Source organism: Zhouia amylolytica AD3 (genome assembly GCF_000511935.2).
GTDB lineage: Bacteria > Bacteroidota > Bacteroidia > Flavobacteriales > Flavobacteriaceae > Zhouia > Zhouia amylolytica.
This window is the reverse complement of record NZ_AYXY01000019.1, coordinates 19,096-39,912: the sequence shown is the minus strand read 5'-3', so window position 1 is coordinate 39,912 and position 20,817 is coordinate 19,096. Positions and strand designations below refer to the sequence as shown.

Here is a 20,817-nt window from a genome sequence, read left to right as displayed (position 1 = left end):
GGTTACCCAAAATTCAATTTTCATAAATCGTCTTGTCTACCATCCTATATTTAAGATTAATATATGGCTTAAGCTTCTTTTTAGTAAATTGGTATGGACAAAACTACTGGCATTGTCTATCAACATCTAAATTTAACTAACATGATAAAATCCATTCTGCTAACCCTTCTCGGAGTCTTCTTTATCCTAAACGGATTAAACCACTTTTTTAATTCAAAGATACTTGAAGAATATGCAGAGAAACGAAGTCTTTTTGCTCCAAAATGGATGCTACTTATAAGTGGTATGTTATTGATATTTGGCGGATTTACTTTAATTTCTGGATATTTCCTAATCTATGGCTGTTTGGGATTATGTATATTTTTAATCATCGCGTCCTTCAGCATTCATAAATTCTGGTCATTAAAAGACAAACAAGAATCAATGATGGAATCAATGCACTTTACCAAGAATTGGGCAATAACCTTCGAATTGATTTATATTGCTGACACCGTGGGAGCTCCTCTTTTTTCCTGAAAATTTCTTTTTGAACTATAAATAATAGAACACTTTAATGCCTTTTCAATAGAGAGATGCCGCCAAAATAGGTTTTGTTAAATTGAAATTATGTATAGCATATAAACCTGACAGAAAAATTACGGTCTTCATTTCAGATTTTTATCTTTGTCTCCTAAATTCAGGAAAGGAAATACAATGACCCTCTTTATCAAAAATATGGTTTGCAACCGCTGCATTATGGTGGTTCAAAATGAAATGGATAAACTTAATTTGAAGGTTAAAAACATCAAACTAGGAGAAGTAATCCTCGAAAAAAAACTTACTGTCGAACAAAAAAACAATATAACTAACTCACTCGAATTGTTAGGGTTTGAGATTATCGACGATAAAAAAGGTCGCATCATAGAAAAGATAAAAAATCTAATTATCGAAGCGGTCCACCATCAAAATAACAATGCTAAATCAAACCTTTCGAATTTATTAAGCAACAACCTACAACATGATTATAATTACCTATCTAACCTCTTTTCTGAAGTAGAAGGAACTACAATTGAAAAATACTACATTGCCCAAAAAATAGAAAAAGTAAAAGAGCTATTAGTCTATGATGAACTCTCCTTGAGTGAAATAGCTTTTCGCTTAAATTACTCAAGTGTAGCCTATTTAAGTAACCAGTTTAAAAAGGTGACGGGTCTTACCCCCAGCCACTTTAAAAAAATCAGAGACGATAAGAGAAAGCCTCTCGACGAAGTGTAAATCTTATAAAACAATTCCAAAATTATACAATAGCTTTCCTCCTATTTAAAGTCATTTTTGTACTGTAAAATAATATAGAAAAAATGGCTTTAAATAATAATGAAAAAATCATCCACCTGCCCCTGGAATCAGTAGAAAGTGACCACTGTGTAGGTATTATTGACAAAGGACTTTCACAGATTGAAGGAATTCATTCCCACAAAGTTGAACTTAAAAACCGAAGGGCTATAATTGTCGTTCCCCAAGAAAAAGGAGTGTCTGATGCTATAAAAATCATTAAAGACCTGGGGTACGGAGTCAGCACTGTAAAAAAAAATTATCCCTTGCTAGGAATGACTTGCGCAGCTTGCGCAGGAAGTGCTGAAAACATTGTGAATAATGAATCGGGTGTGGTCAATGCTGCAGTCAATTTTGCTACCGGTAACCTTACAGTTGAATTCCTTCCAAATATGACCAATGCTAAAAAACTGCAAAAAGCCGTTCAAGCTGCGGGTTATGATCTCTTAATTGAAGATGAATCCACCCAACAGGAAACTCTGGAAGTTATCCACCAAAAGAAGTTCAAACAACTAAAACAAAAAACGACCTGGGCCGTAATGCTATCCCTACCAGTGGTAATAATTGGGATGTTTTTAATGAATATTACCTATGCCAATTTAATCATGTGGCTTTTTGCGACACCCGTGGTAGTTTGGTTAGGAAAAGACTTCTATATAAATGCTTGGAAACAAGCAAAACATCGCTCTGCCAATATGGATACGCTGGTTGCCCTAAGTACGGGTATAGCCTACATTTTTAGCGTATTTAACATGACCTTCCCGACGTTTTGGAAAACAAGAGGCCTGGAGGCTCACGTCTACTTTGAGGCCGCAGCCGTAATCATTGCTTTTATTTTATTAGGTAAATTGTTGGAAGAAAAGGCCAAAGGAAATACCTCCTCAGCGATTAAAAAGTTAATGGGGCTACAACCCAAAACAGTCACGGTTTTACAGGCAGACGGTCATGAAAAAAAAATAGCCATCGAAGTTGTAAAACCCGGCGATATAATCCTGGTAAAACCAGGGGAAAAAATAGCGGTAGACGGCATTGTAACCACAGGCAGTTCATACGTAGATGAAAGCATGCTCAGTGGCGAGCCTGTGCCCGTGCTCAAAACAAAACAAGAAAAAGTGTTTGCGGGAACTATTAATCAAAAAGGAAGCTTCCGTTTCAAAGCGAATAAAGTGGGGAAAGAAACCATGCTTGCCCAAATCATTAAAATGGTCCAGGATGCCCAGGGAAGCAAAGCACCGGTACAAAAATTAGTAGATAAAATTGCAAGCATCTTCGTTCCCATCGTTATTAGTATTGCCATCTTAACCTTGATTCTATGGCTATTTCTTGGAGGAACCAATGGTATTGTCCAGGGTCTTTTGGCGGCTATCACTGTGCTGGTAATTGCCTGTCCATGTGCATTAGGACTGGCTACCCCAACCGCTATTATGGTAGGAGTCGGTAAAGGAGCTGAGAAGGGTATCTTAATTAAAGATGCAGAAAGCCTTGAATTAGCAAAAAAAGTAAATGCCATCATTCTGGATAAAACTGGTACAATTACCGAAGGTAAACCACAGCTAACCGACATATATTGGCTTCATAATGACGATTCATCAAAGGATATACTTGTATGTATCGAAAAACAATCCGAGCACCCGCTGGCAGAAGCAGTGGTTAAATACTTCGGAGAAATCACCTCCCCTAAATTAGATCATTTCGAAAGCATAACAGGGAAAGGTGTTAAGGCCGAATATCACAACGAAACTTATTTAATTGGTAATAAAAAATTATTGACCGAAAATAATATAATTATCCCTGGTGAACTATTAAAATCAGCCGATAATTGGGGGAAACAAGCCAAAACAGTTATTTGGTTTGCCAGGGGCAATCAGGCAATTTCCGTTCTGGCCATCTCCGATAAGATAAAAGATACATCGGTTCATGCCATCAAAGAACTACAGCAAACAGGTATTGATCTCTATATGTTAACCGGTGATAATCAAGCTACGGCCAGGGCCATAGCAAAACAAACAGGTATTAAGTATTTTAAAGCCGAAGTATTACCTCAAGACAAAGCTAATTTTGTAAAAGAACTACAGCAACAAGGTAAAACCGTTGCCATGGTCGGAGATGGTATAAACGATAGCACAGCTCTTGCCACGGCCGATGTAAGTATTGCTATGGGTAAAGGAAGTGATATTGCCATGGATGTAGCCAAAATGACCATTATTTCTTCCGACCTTACCAAGATTCCAGAAGCAATTAAATTGTCAAAACAAACTGTCGCCACGATTAAGCAAAACTTGTTTTGGGCCTTTATTTATAACCTCATAGGTATTCCAATTGCAGCTGGTATTCTTTATCCCGTGAATGGTTTTTTATTAAATCCAATGATTGCTGGTGCTGCTATGGCCATGAGTAGCTTGAGTGTTGTAAGTAACAGCTTAAGATTAAAGTTGAAGAAATAAATCTGTAAATCTCGTAAATCAAATACAAAATAGTACAATAATCAACTGCTGGCTTATGCAGAAATTTGCCGTATTAAATAACAATTAAAAAATATTCAAAATCATGGATAACAATAATGAATTTCTTTTTAAAACCAACCTGAATTGTGGAGGTTGTATCTCAAAAGTACAATCGGACTTAGATAGTGCTGAAGGTATTTGCCATTGGGATGTTGATACCAATAATGCGGACAAAATCCTTGCTGTAAAATCGGACGGAATAACTGAAGATGAAATAATGACAATTGTAAAAAGTAAAGGATTTCAAATTAAACCTTTGGTATAAACCTAATGCATCATGACAAATCCTGAAGACCATCATAATTGTGATCAACATCATAACCATAAAAATGGTTTAACATTGGCCTTTTGGTTGAATCTGCTCTTTTCGATAATAGAATTAATTGGGGGTATTTTAACAAATTCAACTGCCATTGTAGCCGATGCATTTCATGATTTCATGGATGCAGGAGCGATCGGACTTGCCATAGTGATGGAAAAAATAGCAGGCAAAAAACGCTCGGATAAATTCTCTTATGGCTATAAACGATTTTCTCTTTTGTCAGCCATAAGTTTGTCTATATTTCTATTGGCAGGTTCAATTACCATGCTAATTACAGCATACAATTCGTTCATCAACCCAAAAGAAGTGTATAGCTTCGGGATGTTGTGGTTAGCCTTGTTAGGACTTGCAGTAAATGGATTTGCCTTTATTAAAATCAAAAATGGTGGTCACGGACATCACCATCATGGACATCATCATGGACATAGCCACAACAGTCAATCTATAATGCTCCACCTTCTGGAGGATGTATTGGGGTGGGCCGCAGTATTAATAGGTTCCGTAATCATTTACTTTACAGGCTGGAATTGGATAGATGGTATATTGGCCATAGGAATAGCCCTGTTTATAGGTATCAATGCTATCAAAAGTCTGATCAAAACCCTAAAGGTAATGTTACAATCAGTCCCGGAACATATTAATATAAATAAGTTTAAAGTTGAATTGCAGCGCATAGAAGGGGTCGTTGATATTCATGATCTTCATGTATGGACTATGGATGGCGATTACAATATAGGTTCAGTGCACGCGGTAATAAATGATTCTAATCCGACGACTAAGCAGGACATCTTAAATAAGATTATAAAGCTTATGGAAAATTTTAATATCCAACATCCTACCGTACAAATGGAAACAACTAATAGTAATTGTAAATTACTTACTTGTTAAAATCTTATTGAAGACTTTAAAAACAAGATAATAAATGCATTCCCATCGATGGGGATGCATTTCTATTTTTATTTCAATAAGATTGATGACTTAATGGCTTTATTAATTAAGAGTTACTCCTGGCAAAGCAAAAAATTTGACACTCCATTATATCCGATTCAAAATATTAGTTTTCTTTCAGTGAAAGGTTCTCGATCATCTTCTTCAGGCAATTCAACTTTATTCAATACTATAAGCCATTTTTACATTTTGTTTAACATTTATTACAAAAAGTTGAACAATGTTGAAAATTTTATTATATTTAACTAATAATCAAAAAGTTATATATCATGAAAAATGTATTTACCATAGGAATTTTAAGTATGATGTTGATTTTCACATCCTGTGAAAAGGAATCAATAGATGAACAACTCATTACCGCAGATATTAATGCTCGAGCTTCGGTAGCTGCCGAAAAAGGTGATCAAAGCATCGCAGAAATAGTTGTAGCCAATGCCACAGATGAAGAAGAACCGCAATTTACCCTATTACTGGCAGCTTTAGAATATGCAGGTATTACCTCAATGTTTACTGGTAATGATCAATACACCGTGTTTGCTCCAACTGATGCTGCTTTCGTACGATTTCTGGGAGATAACGCACTAACAGATTTTACACCGGATCAGGTAGCATCGGTATTATCATACCATGTAACAGATGGAAGAAGATTCAGTAACAGTGTAGTTCCAAAACAAAATCCAAGAGAAATAGAAACCTTACTCGGATATTCAATTTTTGTAAGCAACACAGCAGGAATCGATACAAATGATGACGATACGGAAGCAAATGCAACCATTTTGGTCTCTGAAGGGTTATTTAATATTTCAGCAAGCAACGGTGTCATTCATGTAATTGACGAAGTATTAGTCCCTGAATCTGAATAGTTGACTTTTTAATTCCTCCTAAAGCCACCTCCCTCAAGGTGGCTTTATTTTATTTCACCCCAATCATTTCTAATTAATCTTTCTGTCATAATGGCTAGCCTGATTTTTGCCTTAATTTCAAATAAAGGGATATTTGAAAAGTTTATTCATAATTAATTTAAACAGAAACCTCTCCTATGCTTTACTTATCTGACAAGCATTATTTTTCTACATAATAACAGCTGATATAACCCAATAAAACCCGAGAAATGAAGAATGGTTGTTTAGCAAACAATCCATTATATATCCTGCATATTTTCTATCTCCGCCCCCATATAACCCTTAAATAATTTAGAAATAGATTTAGAATCTCCCAGGATGGTAAGAATATCATTTTCCTGCAAGACCGTAGACCCGTTTGGTGTAAATGTTTTATTATTTCTTTCAATCAAGGCTACTAAGACATCCTTAGGCAAGGAAACTTCCATCAGTTGACGTCCGATCATGGCACTTTGTGTAGTTCCTTCTAATAATTTTACACTCACAAAATTCTCGTTTTGTAAAAGGTACTCCTTTATCTCACGATGGCTATCCATGGCTAACAATGCATCCACAACATCAGGTCTTTCTAAAATATCTATAAGTCGAGTCAGCATACGCAACTGCTGCTTGGGTTTTTCATCCGAATTTATCAGAAAACAACATATATGAATAGGAGCTTTAACCGCCCGACTTTTAAAAGGAATCTCACCATCCAGTTCCTGTTTAGAAACAATAATTTGCATGGAAGGATGTAAAACATCATCATAAGTAGCATGAAAAATAAGAACCCCTGGTAACGATATTACGGCATCATCATTTAACGCGTGTAGAAACCTTTTTTTGATTGCTTCTTTTCTTTTTCCCAATTCAACCGAAAGATAATCAGAAACCTTATTCAAAACTCTATCTAAATCCGCAGGAGTTTTGAACATACTGATTTTAGATTTTATTACAGTTTCATCAAAAGGATCACCTTGTCTAAGTCCCTTCTCTTTTAAGATGGTCATTAATTCATTCTCCAGTTCATCATATTGGTATTTTCCTAATAAAGCAAACCAATGAAATATAGCCCCTTCACGCTTTACTTTGTCTCGGGCATGAAAATGATACCAAAGAACCCCCAACAAGACAATTCCCGCAGTAAATAGAATAGGCATCCATCCTAAATATATAATTAATATGAAGGAGATAACTATACCAATAACTTGCATATATGGGTATAAAGGAGACAGGTAACCTGGATCATAAGAGGCTATTTTACTCTTTCTGAAAACAATAACAGAAAAATTAATAAAAATAAATATGAGTAACTGGAAGGTACTGGCAAGCTTAACAATTCCTTCCTCCGACAATACTAAAATAAAAAGAATTATAAATGCGGTAGTAAAAAATATGGCCATAACTGGAGTCCCCTTGCCTCCTATTCTGGCCATTATAGCCGGTAACAATTTATCTCGTCCCATGGCAAAAGGGTATCGGGATGCAGATAATAGTCCGGCATTACCTGTAGAAGCAAAAGCAGCAAGGGCAGCTATAGACATTAACAACACACCGGCATTCTCTGGCAACCATTTAAACATTTGTGAAGCAGCAACAGCCGCAGGTGCCAGCTCATTAGCAAAAGCCTCTGGCTCTATAATGGCAACCATGATAAAAACGCCCAAACCATAAATGAGACCAGTGACTACCAAAGAAAGAATCATCCCCAAAGGAATGTTCCTTTCAGGATTTTTAATCTCTTCGGCTACACTTACAATCTGCGTGAGACCTAAATACGATACAAAAACAAAACCGGCAGAGGTGAACAGACCGCTAAGTCCTCCTGAAAGAAATGGTGTCAACTGGGCATCTAAGCCCTGTTTAGTAATAGTGCCGCCACAACATATAGAATAAATCCCATCAACAATAAAGGTGATCAATATAACCAGTAAGAAGGTTACAAAGACTTTTTGAAAAGCGGAGGTTTTCTTAGCTCCGACCAAGTTTAAAATCATAAATAACAGGGTGGCCACTATGGCAACGATTTTAGTAGGAACCTCCCAAAATAAAGCCGCATATGCTCCAATTCCAATAATTGCAAAAGCGGTCTTCAGCATTAGAGCAAAATAGGTGCCAAGACCGCCAATAGTTCCCATCAATGGACCAAGACTTCGGTCCAGAAAAAAATAAGCGCCCCCAGATCGTGGCAATGCGGTCGATATTTCTGCTATACTAAACATAGAAGGCAAGATTAAAACTCCGGCCAGTATATAGGCCAGAAATACAGATGCTCCCGTATAATGTGATGCAATACCGGGAAGTAAAAAAAAACCAGAACTAAACATAGCCCCGGTACTAATAGCAAAAACATCAAATAACCCTAACTCCTTTTTTAATTTATTTCTCATATACAAACATTTGAAGCAGCAATTACTTTTCTTGTACCTATAATAATATATGAAAAACTACACGATTCGGGAATAACGAACCGACGAACTATACCCGTTCATAGGTTATATGGTATAAAAACACATCAAATCTTAAGATTTTATTACTAGTAGATGATTATCAGTTAATTACAAAATAATATTTCGAAATAACTATGGAAGAAACTGTGTGGTTGTACTAGCAGGGTTTAAATTACAAATTGTACCTACCACTGAATTCTGAATAATAAAGCCTTTGTGCCTCTATTAATTATTCCCAATAAAATAAGCTACAATATAACGCTACAAGGCCTTTGCCACGCAAAATAAACTACGCTTTTCATAATCCAAAACCTACAAAACAAAAATATAAAACAAGCTAAAAGAAAATTTTAATATTACATTTTATTACCAAACAGTTTATTTACAGAATAATTTATTCATACATTAGAAAACGAATGTTACCTAATTTATATGAACTCATGCTATTAGAATCCATTTATATATCATATGAAAGTAGATAGAAGACTAACTGAAAAATTAAGTAGTAACAACTTGAGTCCCCAAGACTCATCAGCATTCTCATGGATGTTTAATCTTCTATGTTACCCCTATAACATAAATTCACCAAGCATGAAATTAATTGCTGGTTCACCACCAGAAGCACTTCGAATGAATCATGGCATCCACAACATGATTTCAAGAAAAAAATTAAACCACGGAACTATTAAATTTTATTCATATGAAAACCATTAAAATTAAATTATGGGCAACCTATCTGTGCATAGCCGCAATAGGTGTTAGTTGCGAAAAAGCAGATTTCTCGGAAAATCTGACCTCGGAAAATGCGTCAATGACAACCGACAAGAATGGCTTTGTTTCTGCCACTCCACGCGCATTGAACGTTATTTACTTTACACCTACTGATAACGATGCAAAACCTGACTATCGCCGAAGAATTAGTAACATCATGATTAATACCCAATCTTATGTAAAAAAATGGATGGAGCATTGGGGATATTCAAATTCTACATTTGGCTTACAAATCAACCCAAGCAGCCAAATGGTGAATATTATCCGAATCGAAGGTAAATTAACCAAAGACGAATACCCGTATTCCGGTGGTTATCAAAAAATAATCCCCGAAATCAAAGAATATTTTGCTAATAACGACGATGTTGAACCAACCAGCGAGCATTTTCTGGTTATTCTTCCGGAACGTATGGAAGGAGATCAAATTGGTGGAGTTCCTTTTTACGGTGTAGGTAAATATTGTTTTGCTCTCGACGCCGGAGCCGACATGACATGGGATAATATGGGTGCCGGAGGCCAGCCTGGTAACGAAGCCGGTTGGATCGGTGGACTGATTCACGAACTCGGCCACGGAATTAACCTTCCGCACAATTCTCAAAAGAGATCAGAATACATCGATTTCGGAACCTCCCTAATGGATAACGGAAACCATGTAATCAAGGTTGGAAAGATCGATCGTACTTTTATGACGGCCTCTGATGCTGCAATTTTAAGCGAAAATGAAATATTCAGTCCAATTGAAGACAACTTTTATGGTCCGGTAAGCTATAAACTGACAGAATTAAAATCGAAATTCGAAAACGGATCCCTCAACGTAAATGGTAAATTTGAAAGTGATACTCCAGTTAAAAAAATTATTGTAAATCAAGATCCGGAAGGAAGATCAAATTACAATCAGATTGGTTGGGTAGCTAATCCTGGTGCTGATGATACCTTCAGTGTTTCCATGCCCGTTGCTGAACTGTTTCAGGTAACAAACACCAATTACACCCTAAAAGTAATGTTTGTATTTGAAAATGGAACAACAAGACAAATAAACCTGGGTGATTATAAATATATCAATGGAGAAACCAATGTTGACCACCTGCAAATAAGAGACATCCTAAACAGAGATAACTGGGAGGTTATTGATGCGGACAGTGAAGAAGACACAGGTGCTGCATCCAATATGCTAGACGACAATCGCGCTACTGTATGGCATACCGAGTGGAAAAGATCATTACCTGATCACCCGCATTATTTTGTAGTGGATATGGGAGCCGAAACAACTGTTGACGGCCTTGCTTTTCAAAATCGAGATAACCTAAATGGAGTAATCAAAGATTGTGAAATCTTTACGAGTACCGACAACATCAACTGGACCAGTGAAGGACAATACCATTTAAAAAGACAGTCTAGTTGGCAATACACCGCTTTTAGCACAAGAAAAAACATACGCTATGTAAAAGTAGTTACTCAAAACAGTCACGGCGATTTCAACTATACCCACCTCGCTGAATTCGGTGCTTATCTCGATTAAGATCACCTAATCATATCAGACTCAAATCAAAGAGCCTCACTATTTAGTGAGGCTTTTTTGATTCTTTGCATACTTTATATTCTGCCCCGTAATGAGTCATGACAATATTGAAATTCCATCCAATCAGTCAGACCAGGCCTCCGAATCGGACAAAACTGTAATCATTAATGCTCATCATGATTTTATTAACCAAAAAAATGTGAAATTTTAAGACCTTCAACTTTCTGCATCCAAGCTCTCATTCATTTATGTTCAAATCCTTCTCCATATATGTTATGAATTCATTTCTAACATCCTCAAAAAACTCTATTCCTTTAATGGCTAAAGAATTAGCCTTATACTCCTTTTGGCTCGCTCCTTTTACAAATGCAGAATCCCAGTTTTGTTTTCCCAATATAGAAAATACATCATTTCTATACCTTATATCAGATAAAGGTCGGTCGATCCAATATTCAGGATTATAGGTTTCATGAACATCATACCAAACAAAGGCATTCCCATCCCCTCCGCCATGAATATATGGGTTTTTCGTATTTGCTTTGTAAATGGTATTCAACTTTACGGTACCTCTTTTTACAACATTATGTTCACCCGAAGAGGTTTGGTATTTATAAGTCGATAGGTCAATTTCATAAGGAAACAACTTGTCTTCAAAAAGTTGATATTGAATATCATAATTTATATAAGAATAATGCCATCGATGTCTAAATTGGGTTATTAACTTATGTAATCCAAAGGTTCTTTTATTAACCCAAAGCTTACCCTGCATATGTGTAAGTTCCCAACCCTTGTTGGAAATAGTTTTATGTTGTTTAAAATCAATAACGTAAAATTCCTCATCCCCCTGGTTTATTATTTTATCAATATTAAATCTAAAATATTTAAATCCCTTGTTACTCAATGGATGGTTTTCAGCTAAAGATCCATAATCCCTCCAATGACTCCTCATATATAATCCTCCAATATGCTTGAAAGGGATTTGTATTTTATTACCATTACGGTTATTAACAAACATATCTTTAAAGTCCAATTCGGCAATTTCAGGATCCTCATTAAGCCTTCTCATCTGATTAGGCACGATAATAGGAGAGTTCCATGATGATATTTTTTCTGGCATTAATATATATCCGTCAGACTCCAAAAAACCTTGTGGTTTACTATTATTATATATCGTTTGTTTATAGTTAAAATCAGACCAATAAGGCGATGTTTTGCCGGAATCTTCGTATTGTTTTACGGCCCTTTTTAAAATTTCCTTTTTGGTAAGTTTTCCTGCAGAAGAAATCACAACTTCTTCTAATGGAATAGACATCTGAACTAGCTGAATAGTTTGCAAACTTTTTAACTTCGAGATTAAAAGCGCCTTATTTGGATATGAAAAATGATGAAAAGAGATAATTTCATCCACATGACTATTATCAATTTCAAATTTAAACGCACCTTCATCATTGCTGTAACATATAATTCGATCGTTTAACATTAAAGCAACACCAAAAATAGGTTCTCGTGTACCTTCATCAATAATCTTCCCTGAAATGGTTATGTTTTGTGCAATCAATCCGTTTCCCAGCACTATTGCAAAAGCGCAAAAAATCATTTTTTTTATCATTGTGAAATATGTTTATTGAACGAATAATTAAGATTTCTAAATTCATACCCTTTAACACAAACACACAATACAGAAGGTTAAACCCAATCAATTACAAACAATTACCCTTGCATTGAATCCTGTAAAAGTGTTATACATCAAAAAAAGCCACACCTGCTAATTTTAAGCCAGATCATAACGGGGTTAAGTATTTATAACAAAACACAACTTAAAAAGCTTCAATAAACATTGATAATCACCTACATATACGGTGCTATTTTCATAATGAAAATTATATATTTCATTTTGACACCTGTAATAAAACCTTGTTAAATGACATATAAGATTTTGTTAATTCACCCCTTATAAACAATATTCGTATCAGCTATATTTCAAAGTACTAAGACAGAAATGGTGTTCAAATCCAAATCAGTTGAATATCATACTGCTTAAAGTGATTTAATAACATGTCTAAAGAGTTCGCAATGATTTGCCTTAATTTAAGATTACCTTTTCCTTGTATCATCCAACCAAATTATCAGAATTAAAAAACCAAACACCCAAGAGATGTTTGGTTTTAAAGTGCTTAATATTGAAAATAGCAGTGGCCTTAAAAGAACACCTGATAGTTTTGAACATCATAAGTCTCAACAGGTCCATAGTTTACTCCATCTTTTGATAAAGAGACTTCTACACCCTGATACGTACGACTGTCACCATTAAATACTCCTAGTTTCACGGCATCAAACAACACTTCCTGTCCCAGATTAATTACAAGCAGTCCGCTGGAATCCAAACCATAATAACCAGTACTGGCTCCATTCTCGCCAATACCGTCACCTAACAGAACCGATGCATCATGTCCGGAAGGCAATACAAACGTCGTTCCACCATTTATCAGGGTAACTTCTGTTAAATGACTCCAGGTGTTGGCTGTACTCCCATTCATTTGAATTTTTATATACTGATAAACTGGAGGATTCAACGCAAAAGTCTCAGAACTTTGTACATCTTCAACAATCAAATTTCCATAGGTTATCCCATCTGAAGAAACAGATACTTCAACATCTTCATAAATGCGATTATCTCCATTATAGACTCCTAATTTAATGGCGTCAAAATCATAGCCCTGTCCGAGATCAATTTCCAACAACCCATTGGCATCCAACCCAAAAAAACCGGTACTAGCCCCATTCACCCCTACACCATCTCCCAATAATGATGGTGCATTATGTCCTGCAGGAAGCACATATTCAATTCCTTCATTTATTAAGGTTACCTCAGTGAGATGATTCCAGGTATTTGTAGTGTTCCCATTCATCTGTATTTTAATGTACTGTTGAGAGCCTGATGGTGGCGCAGGAGAAGGAACATATTCATAGTATTTCACATAATCAATTACATAATCAACCGGTAATTGACTAGAATTAATACTACCAACCCAACTACCTCCAAGCTGTTGTGATAAAATCAAGTGAAAATCCCTGTCGAATGGCCATTGACGCCAATCAGCACCGGATTCCTTATAATAAGTAAAGGTAGCCGCTCCGTTGAGGGTAAATACAATGTGATCAGGATACCATTCAACTCCATAAGTATTAAATACCCCTGGATTAACACTAACGGTACTGCTACTTGGAGAACTTTTAGTATTACTATGAATGGTGGAGTAAATATAGTTATCGAAATTAAGGTGCTCCATAATATCTATTTCGCCATAATCAGGCCACCCTCCATACTCATTTGTGCTTCCTAGCAACCAAATGGCGGGCCAACATCCTTGGGCAGAATCCATTTTAGCACGTACTTCGACCTTACCATAGGTGAAATTAAATTTCCCACGGGTCCATACACCACCCGTTAAATAGGGTCTTGGATCGGTTTGGGTATCCGGATTTACAATTCCCTTTAAATGGAGGTGTCCATTAGAGATCTCATAAACCTGGTCATCGGTAGTCATGTAATTTTTCCAGTCCGGAGTTCCTTCCGAAATACGACTCCATTTCGTGGTATCTAATGTGGATCCGTTAAAATCATCTTGCCAAATCAATTGGAAATTTGAAGATGAGGTTGACTGAAAATGTTCAGTAAAAAGCTGTTCGACAGTTTCCTCTTCCTTATCACAGCCAAAAAATAGAATAATAGAAAACAGAATAATCCATTTGTTTTTCATTTCACTTCGTTTTAGGTTAATAAAAAGTTTTTGGTTGAAGTTGGGGGCAGAATTAATATCTTTAAAAGTCAATAGGTTCGTCACAATAGAATAGCTATTTTCCACCGATTTGCTTAAAAAGAAATAAGTCTCGTATCTAAATATATGCACAGCAATTTTAATCTAACCAATCTACTGGTTACAAGTAGGTTACACCCTCATTACATTTAGGTTACCTGAAAAACAATAATCAAGGAAAGCCAATTTAGATAAAAGTATTTGCTATCATCATTTAACTTAAATTAAAATTCCTTTCAGGAAAAGTCGATCCCCTTTCTTAAAATGCTTTGGAAGCTACCTCTGAAAGAATTTGCCATTGTTTAGGGTAAACACATACAACTTCTAAACCTTAAAATAACCGTTCACAAAGAACAACGTTTTGCCACACAAAAGAAATCGTGTCGTCTTTAAAAAATAAACAACAAACTCACATGGAAAAATTTAAACCACTTGCTATCATCCTGTTTTTATTATGGATCGGTTCATGTAATATGCATAAGAGCAATCCTGACACAATTAAAAAAAACATAGATGACTATCTTACCAGCACCATGGAATTACATAATATTCCCGGATTGGCACTGGCCGTTATAATTGATGATGAAATAGTATATGAAAATTATATGGGGGAATCGTCATTAGAAAGTGGAGAACTTGTAAATGAAAACACCTTGTTCAGAATATTTTCAGCCACAAAACTGATTACCGCAACAGGCGTTTTTCAATTGATAGAAAATGGCACCCTCAACCTCGATGATAATATTTCAATTTATTTAGATAATTTACCCCCTCAATGGCAAGAAGTCAAGATTAAAAACCTGTTAAGTCACTCCTCAGGTTTACCGGATATCATAAAGTATAAAAGCACTTTAAGTGATCACGAACTAATGGATAAGCTGTTCAAAGACAAAATGGATTTTGCTCCCGGTGATCAGTTTCGGTATAATCAAACGAATTACTGGTTACTTGCTCAAATTATGGAGAAAGTTACAGGAATGACCTTCGATAACTACATTATGAAAAATGAATTTGACAATGATACAACAGGAGTTCTATTTTCTTCTAGTTCACAAGAAATCATTCCTAACCGGGCAACCAGATATTTTTATAACGAAAAAACCAAAGCCTTTGATAAAGACACCAATAACAGTGGTAAAAGAGGACATTCCGGAAACGGTCTGAATATTACGCTAAAAAGATTTATGGAGTGGAATAAAAAACTCGACAATGACCAACTTCTAAGCCATAATGTAAAATCCAAAATGTGGGAACCCTTTAATTTTAATAATGAAAATGACCACTTTTCATATGGTTGGGGATACTATCCTGTAAATGAAATAAATTCTTATGGGTTTTCAGGTGGTAATCTGGCTGCCATACGAAAATTTATCAATCATAAAACAACCATTATTCTATTATCTAATGGATATCAAATACCAGCCTATGATATCATTATCAATGACATTGCAAAAATTGCAATTCCAGAGCTGAGAATACAAAATCTTGCGTTGGAAGAAGACATCATGAGCCTTGTAAAAAACAGTCAGTTTAAAGAGGCTACTCTGGCATTTAAAAAATTAAAACAGGAAAATCCGAATTCAGACTTTGATAATTTGAAATGGAATATAAATAGTATAGGGAATTCCTATGCATACAATGAGCTTGATCTTCAAAAAGCATTTGACATATTTCAACTCAATGCAGAAGCAAATCCAAATTGGTGGGTTTCAAAGGCGAGTTTAGCAGAAATTTATGAAATAAATAAAGATAGTTCCCTAGCCATTGAAAATTATAAAAAAGCCATACTTCTCAATAAAGATAATGATTGGAATTACAATGAACTGATGAAAAATAAAATAGACAAATTATACCATAATTAACCCTGGACCTCATCCCCTAACCAAGACTTAATTTCTTAAATACTAAGGCTGGCATTTTATTAACTGTAAGGACATGAAGGGTATTCTACCTTTTCCTGTTAAAAAAGCTAGCTGGTTTTAAACTTATCTATTCTTTAGATTTATAAGGACGTTAATAATTATGAAAGATTAAACTAAACCCTCTAAGACCTGCATAACACCCTTTCCCTCAATATCCTTTATATAGAAAGCTGTTTTCTGTATAAAGCCTTTATCTAATTCTTTTTCTGGAATTCCAGAAGTGACTAAAATATTATGTACCAGATCAATTCTCGACAACTCTCCTCTTAAATATAGCTGCCATAATCCCGAAAAGTTTTGAATTCTATCCTGATCATCATTTAATGCAATTAGGTTCCCCTTGTAGGCTCCTCTAAAAAACAATACCATACAAGCTGTTATAAAAGCCAACCTATCAGGTGTATTTTTAAAGGTATCTACATAATCAATGATGGTAGGCCATAATCTGGATACATACTTATGGGAACTGTTAAGTGATATATCAGCCAATCGATGTTTTAAACTATGATTTCTAAATCTGTTAATTGTACTATGGTAAAATTGATCTTTAATTTCAGTCGGTATGTCGATGGTCATTAATATCTCATTCCTAATCAAAGCGTCGAGAAAATCATTTAATTTTCGATCCTCTACAACTTCATGAACATACACCAGTTCTAATAAGCTTCCTAAAAAGACCATCGCTGTATGAGCCCCATTTAAGACTCTTACCTTCAGATCGTGATAAGGCATAATATCCGATACAAAAGTCACATTTAATCCCGCCTCGTCAACAGGGAACTCATCGGTTATTTCAACATCAGCCTGAATTACCCAACTATGATAAAATTCTCCCGTTACCATAAGTTTATCATCAAAAGTAATTTGTTGTTGAATTTCAGGTGCAATGGTAACCGGATAACCTGAAACGATCCGATCGACCAGGGTATTATAGAACTTGTTATATAATGCTACCCATCTAATAAATTCACCGTCCAGTTTCCAGGCTGCTGCATATTCCAAAACACATTTTTTCAAGGCTTCACCATTTTTATGGATCAACTCACAAGGAAGTATTATCAAGCCTTTGGAAGGATCGTTACCAAAATGTTTGTACCTATGATACAATACCCGGGTGAGTTTAGCCGGAAATTCATTAGGCGGATCATCATGAAAGTTATCCTTAGGATTGAATGTGATTCCTGCCTCTGTAGTATTCGAAATTACATACCTTAAAGACGCATCGTTGGCATAGTCCAAAAACAATTCCCATTCCTTATAGGGATTAACAATCCCCTCTACACAATCAATTTCTTTAACCGTAGTAACTATTTTATTCCCTTCCCAATCATTTAAAAGCACATGAAAGCGTCCCTTTTGCTCTCTGAGCTCAAGATAGTCACCACCTTTAGTTGGCTTTACAACTAGCACACCGCCGTTAAAGTTAGTTTTCTGATTGAGTTCCTCTATCATCCAAACTGCAAAGGCTCTTAAAAATTTACCTCCCCCGAATTGCATGACTTTTAATGGTCGGTTGGTCCTGGTAGTCCCCTTCATTACATCTTTTTGATTAGATATTAAAATTCGACAGTAGCTTTGATAACCCCCGATTCAGGATTCGTCCAGGAATCAAAATGATGAATCATTTCTGAAAAATGTACAGTGTGCGTAATGAATTTATCCGTAGGAAACTCTGGAAGAATTTCAATAACTCTTTTAAAATCTTCAAGGGTTGCATTACGACTACACATCATTGTCATTTCTTTGGCATGAATAGCCGGATGGTGGTATATTAGATTTCCTTTAGACAGCCCTACTAAAACATAGCGCCCACCATGTGCCATATAATCAGGGCCTTTCTCCAGGGCAGTCTTATTTCCTGTTGCATCAAAAACTACCGATGCCAGATCGCCATTGGTTATATCTCGTATTTGAAGCAGTGGATCATCCTTAACATCCACCACATGGTTTACCCCAATAAATTCCTTCGCGTATTGTAGCCTCCCTTCATCAACATCAAGAGCTATGGTTTGAGCGCCCAGTAATTGTGCCTGTTTTAATATCCCAATCCCTATCGGTCCGCACCCTATCACTATAACAGACTCCCCTTCTTTAAGATCGGCCCGTCTTATAGCATGTGCACCAATAGCCAGAGGCTCTACTATAGCCATTTCATCATCAGTAAGGTTGTTTGCAGGAATTAACAAGTCATTCGGAACAACAATCTGCTCTTGAATTCCTCCATCGGTATGAACACCCAAAACCTTGATGTTCGTGCAACAATTTGTTTTACCATGCTTACAAGCGATGCAATTTTTACAGCTTATATAAGGCATGACTACCACTTTATCTCCAGCCTTTATTCCTTGCTCATTCGTGTCAATCGCTAAAACATGAGTTGCCAGCTCATGTCCAAGAATTCTCGGGTATGTAAAAAAAGCCTGGTTCCCCAAATAAGCATGCAAGTCAGTCCCGCAAATGCCTACCCTGGTAACCTTCAATAAGGCTTCACCATTTTTCCTTTCAGGAGTAGGTTTTTCTTTTAATAGAAAATCTCCTGGTTTTTCACACACAATATATTTCATAACTCAGTTTAAACTTTTTATTCAACTTTCACTTCAAATTCAGATTCCTCGAAATGACTCTCCTCTGTTTCAATCCCTAATTTAAGGGTATATATACCACCCTTAACAAACTCGTATTTCGTAAATAACCTTAATTTTATCTTTTCAAATGGCTCAATCCCCTGCAGTTCAGCAGCAGCTATCTTCTCATAACCATTTTGCTCCTTTACATAGATTTGTATTGGAATAATGGATGAAGTTACCTGGCCAAAATTTTGAATTTCAACTTGAATATCCGCGCCTTCTGAAGCTTGCTCAATTTCAGGTGATTTTGGAGAAAGTATAGGTTCATAATAGCTGATCCATGGCAATCTCGTATAACCGAATAACAATTCTCCATCGCTTGTCTTCCCTAAGAGCTTACCTACAAAGTTTTCAGCACTTAAACCATTACCCTTTCCGTTAAATGTTATAATCAAATCATTACCTTTCATTTTCGAATCTACCGCCACGCAACCCCCACCATAATTAACAGCTTCCGAAGCCCCGAACCTTAGCGATTCCAAATCGATATCAGTATGCGGATTAAATCCCTCTTCAGCTTTTATTAATAATTGAATACGCTTCGTTCGTTCTGTTATTTTTTTCTTGCCTAGTAATTCTATTTGTCTCCCAACAATTAATGGAATACTGATGTTTTTTGAACTATGAGTATCTCTTGGTTTATCCTCGTGTTTGAGCGTATCAATAACAGCAAAGTTTGCCTGATATGCCCTTCCTAATTCATCTTGTAGAACCTTAATCCGTTCGTATTTAAACCAATCTACCTTCGTTCCGTCTTCATAAATAGCCAGTCCGGGCATGTATGCTTCCCCTGTATCGACCTTCCAATTAACTCCGTCTTTAGACCTTAAATAATAAGCGATCCTTCCGTACCAATCATTTACAATCATATGATATTGTATATTGGTTTTCCATATCACAGGATCTTCAAACCGTCCATCAACTGGTGGGTATACACTTTTATCTGAAACCTGATTATACGAACTTATACCATCTTTACTAAACCAGATACCACCACCTCTGCAAACCATTAAAAAAGAACCATCTTCTCTCCTGGCAAAAGACAAATTAGATAATCCCTCTATGACAGGGCGATCCCGGGCATCGAAATGAAAAGTATTATACTCCCACGGACCGTTTAATGATTTGGAATGATAATACCCATCAATAACATAGATCACATAACTACCATCTTTTAACTGAAAAGCCTCAGGATTATGTCCAGACCCTACGATGTCCATTACTTTATAGGGTCCGATAGCATTATCAGCTACCGCATGTACTACGATGGAATGAAACCATTCCATATGCCCTTTTGGTGAATCCTCACGCCAACGGCATACATAAAGATGATACTTTCCATCATCTCCCCTCACTATATTACCACCCCAATAAGAATAAACGCGATCTTCGATACCATTCGATGTATCTCTTGGTAATACGTTTTCACCTCCCCATGTGTCTGAGGTTGGTTTATTCATGATAGGAATTGCCTCAAATCGATCCATAAAACGTCCGCCATTTACCAGATCATTCCATGCTGCAGGGCGACTACGATCCGTTATTTGAGCTTCAAGGAAATTACAGCAAAGTAATAAAAGTGATAAAAATCCTGTTTTTTTCATAATATCGGTATGGCTTGGTGTATCCTGTTAATCTAAATGATTGTCAATAATTACAAGCTAATCGTAAATCAGACTTCAAAAACATATTGATGTAATCTCGAAAATCTTTGATCCGTTAAACTTAAAGGTTCTTTTAGAAA

General features: G+C 36.0%; 14 protein-coding genes. 8 read left to right on the top strand and 6 right to left on the bottom strand.

Features of this window, described 5'->3' with window-relative positions:
• Positions 1–141 precede the first annotated feature (141 nt).
• The 6 genes from P278_RS04910 (at position 142) to P278_RS04880 (ending at position 5,948) form a co-directional block, all read left to right on the top strand.
• Positions 142–516: a DoxX family protein gene (locus tag P278_RS04910; protein ID WP_161808341.1), complete on the top strand. Its 375-nt coding sequence runs from the start codon at positions 142–144 to the stop codon at positions 514–516.
• A gap of 177 nt (positions 517–693) precedes the next feature.
• Entirely contained in the window at positions 694–1,254 is a 561-nt protein-coding gene (locus P278_RS04905) for a helix-turn-helix domain-containing protein (protein ID WP_038263266.1), read from the top strand.
• An 83-nt stretch (positions 1,255–1,337) separates the two neighbouring features.
• Complete coding sequence (locus tag P278_RS04900; protein WP_038263261.1) at positions 1,338–3,755, top strand: heavy metal translocating P-type ATPase; 2,418 nt, start codon at positions 1,338–1,340, stop codon at positions 3,753–3,755.
• A 103-nt stretch (positions 3,756–3,858) separates the two neighbouring features.
• Entirely contained in the window at positions 3,859–4,080 is a 222-nt protein-coding gene (locus P278_RS04895; RefSeq protein WP_038263257.1) for a heavy-metal-associated domain-containing protein, read from the top strand.
• Between the two features lie 12 nt (positions 4,081–4,092).
• Positions 4,093–5,025 carry a cation diffusion facilitator family transporter gene (locus P278_RS04890; protein WP_038263256.1) on the top strand — a complete coding sequence of 311 codons (933 nt, stop codon included), beginning with the start codon at positions 4,093–4,095 and terminating at the stop codon, positions 5,023–5,025.
• A 329-nt stretch (positions 5,026–5,354) separates the two neighbouring features.
• A complete protein-coding gene (locus P278_RS04880) occupies positions 5,355–5,948 on the top strand; it encodes a fasciclin domain-containing protein (RefSeq protein ID WP_051413417.1) in 594 nt (197 codons plus the stop codon).
• Positions 5,949–6,226: 278 nt separating this feature from the next.
• Here the strand turns inward: P278_RS04880 and P278_RS04875 are convergent, their stop codons facing one another.
• On the bottom strand, positions 6,227–8,356 hold the full coding sequence (locus tag P278_RS04875; protein ID WP_038263244.1) for an amino acid permease: 2,130 nt from the start codon (positions 8,354–8,356) through the stop codon (positions 6,227–6,229).
• Between the two features lie 760 nt (positions 8,357–9,116).
• Here P278_RS04875 and P278_RS04870 point away from each other — a divergent pair.
• Complete coding sequence (locus P278_RS04870) at positions 9,117–10,706, top strand: discoidin domain-containing protein (RefSeq protein WP_051413416.1); 1,590 nt, start codon at positions 9,117–9,119, stop codon at positions 10,704–10,706.
• 238 nt (positions 10,707–10,944) lie between these two features.
• Here P278_RS04870 and P278_RS04865 read toward each other — a convergent pair whose 3' ends face one another.
• Positions 10,945–12,303 (bottom strand): carboxypeptidase-like regulatory domain-containing protein, encoded by a 1,359-nt coding sequence (locus P278_RS04865; protein WP_139226740.1) that lies wholly within the window; start codon positions 12,301–12,303, stop codon positions 10,945–10,947.
• Between the two features lie 601 nt (positions 12,304–12,904).
• Positions 12,905–14,467, bottom strand: coding sequence for a glycoside hydrolase family 16 protein (locus P278_RS04860; protein ID WP_082436114.1), 1,563 nt, complete (start codon positions 14,465–14,467; stop codon positions 12,905–12,907).
• A 470-nt stretch (positions 14,468–14,937) separates the two neighbouring features.
• On the opposite strand from P278_RS04860, the gene P278_RS04855 reads away from it, so the two are divergent.
• Positions 14,938–16,386, top strand: a complete 1,449-nt coding sequence (locus P278_RS04855; RefSeq protein ID WP_038263237.1) for a serine hydrolase domain-containing protein — start codon at positions 14,938–14,940, stop codon at positions 16,384–16,386.
• 168 nt (positions 16,387–16,554) lie between these two features.
• Here P278_RS04855 and P278_RS04850 read toward each other — a convergent pair whose 3' ends face one another.
• The 3 genes from P278_RS04850 to P278_RS04840 are packed head-to-tail and all read right to left on the bottom strand — an operon-like array spanning position 16,555 to position 20,677.
• Positions 16,555–17,982, bottom strand: coding sequence for a tagaturonate reductase (locus tag P278_RS04850; RefSeq protein WP_038263234.1), 1,428 nt, complete (start codon positions 17,980–17,982; stop codon positions 16,555–16,557).
• 20 nt (positions 17,983–18,002) lie between these two features.
• A complete protein-coding gene (locus tag P278_RS04845) occupies positions 18,003–19,010 on the bottom strand; it encodes a zinc-binding alcohol dehydrogenase family protein (protein WP_038263231.1) in 1,008 nt (335 codons plus the stop codon).
• Between the two features lie 17 nt (positions 19,011–19,027).
• A complete protein-coding gene (locus tag P278_RS04840; RefSeq protein WP_051413414.1) occupies positions 19,028–20,677 on the bottom strand; it encodes a glycoside hydrolase family protein in 1,650 nt (549 codons plus the stop codon).
• Positions 20,678–20,817: the final 140 nt, after the last annotated feature.

What these genes read in the sequence shown, in the direction of transcription:
- P278_RS04900 (WP_038263261.1), top strand. Translation starts at nt 1,338, where the DNA reads ATGGCTTTAAATAATAATGAAAAAATCATCCACCTGCCCCTGGAATCA.
- P278_RS04845 (WP_038263231.1), bottom strand. Translation starts at nt 19,010, where the DNA reads ATGAAATATATTGTGTGTGAAAAACCAGGAGATTTTCTATTAAAAGAA.
- P278_RS04860 (WP_082436114.1), bottom strand. Translation starts at nt 14,467, where the DNA reads ATGAAAAACAAATGGATTATTCTGTTTTCTATTATTCTATTTTTTGGC.
- P278_RS04870 (WP_051413416.1), top strand. Translation starts at nt 9,117, where the DNA reads ATGAAAACCATTAAAATTAAATTATGGGCAACCTATCTGTGCATAGCC.
- P278_RS04880 (WP_051413417.1), top strand. Translation starts at nt 5,355, where the DNA reads ATGAAAAATGTATTTACCATAGGAATTTTAAGTATGATGTTGATTTTC.
- P278_RS04850 (WP_038263234.1), bottom strand. Translation starts at nt 17,982, where the DNA reads ATGAAGGGGACTACCAGGACCAACCGACCATTAAAAGTCATGCAATTC.
- P278_RS04905 (WP_038263266.1), top strand. Translation starts at nt 694, where the DNA reads ATGACCCTCTTTATCAAAAATATGGTTTGCAACCGCTGCATTATGGTG.
- P278_RS04875 (WP_038263244.1), bottom strand. Translation starts at nt 8,356, where the DNA reads ATGAGAAATAAATTAAAAAAGGAGTTAGGGTTATTTGATGTTTTTGCT.
- P278_RS04840 (WP_051413414.1), bottom strand. Translation starts at nt 20,677, where the DNA reads ATGAAAAAAACAGGATTTTTATCACTTTTATTACTTTGCTGTAATTTC.
- P278_RS04910 (WP_161808341.1), top strand. Translation starts at nt 142, where the DNA reads ATGATAAAATCCATTCTGCTAACCCTTCTCGGAGTCTTCTTTATCCTA.
- P278_RS04855 (WP_038263237.1), top strand. Translation starts at nt 14,938, where the DNA reads ATGGAAAAATTTAAACCACTTGCTATCATCCTGTTTTTATTATGGATC.
- P278_RS04890 (WP_038263256.1), top strand. Translation starts at nt 4,093, where the DNA reads ATGACAAATCCTGAAGACCATCATAATTGTGATCAACATCATAACCAT.
- P278_RS04865 (WP_139226740.1), bottom strand. Translation starts at nt 12,303, where the DNA reads ATGATTTTTTGCGCTTTTGCAATAGTGCTGGGAAACGGATTGATTGCA.
- P278_RS04895 (WP_038263257.1), top strand. Translation starts at nt 3,859, where the DNA reads ATGGATAACAATAATGAATTTCTTTTTAAAACCAACCTGAATTGTGGA.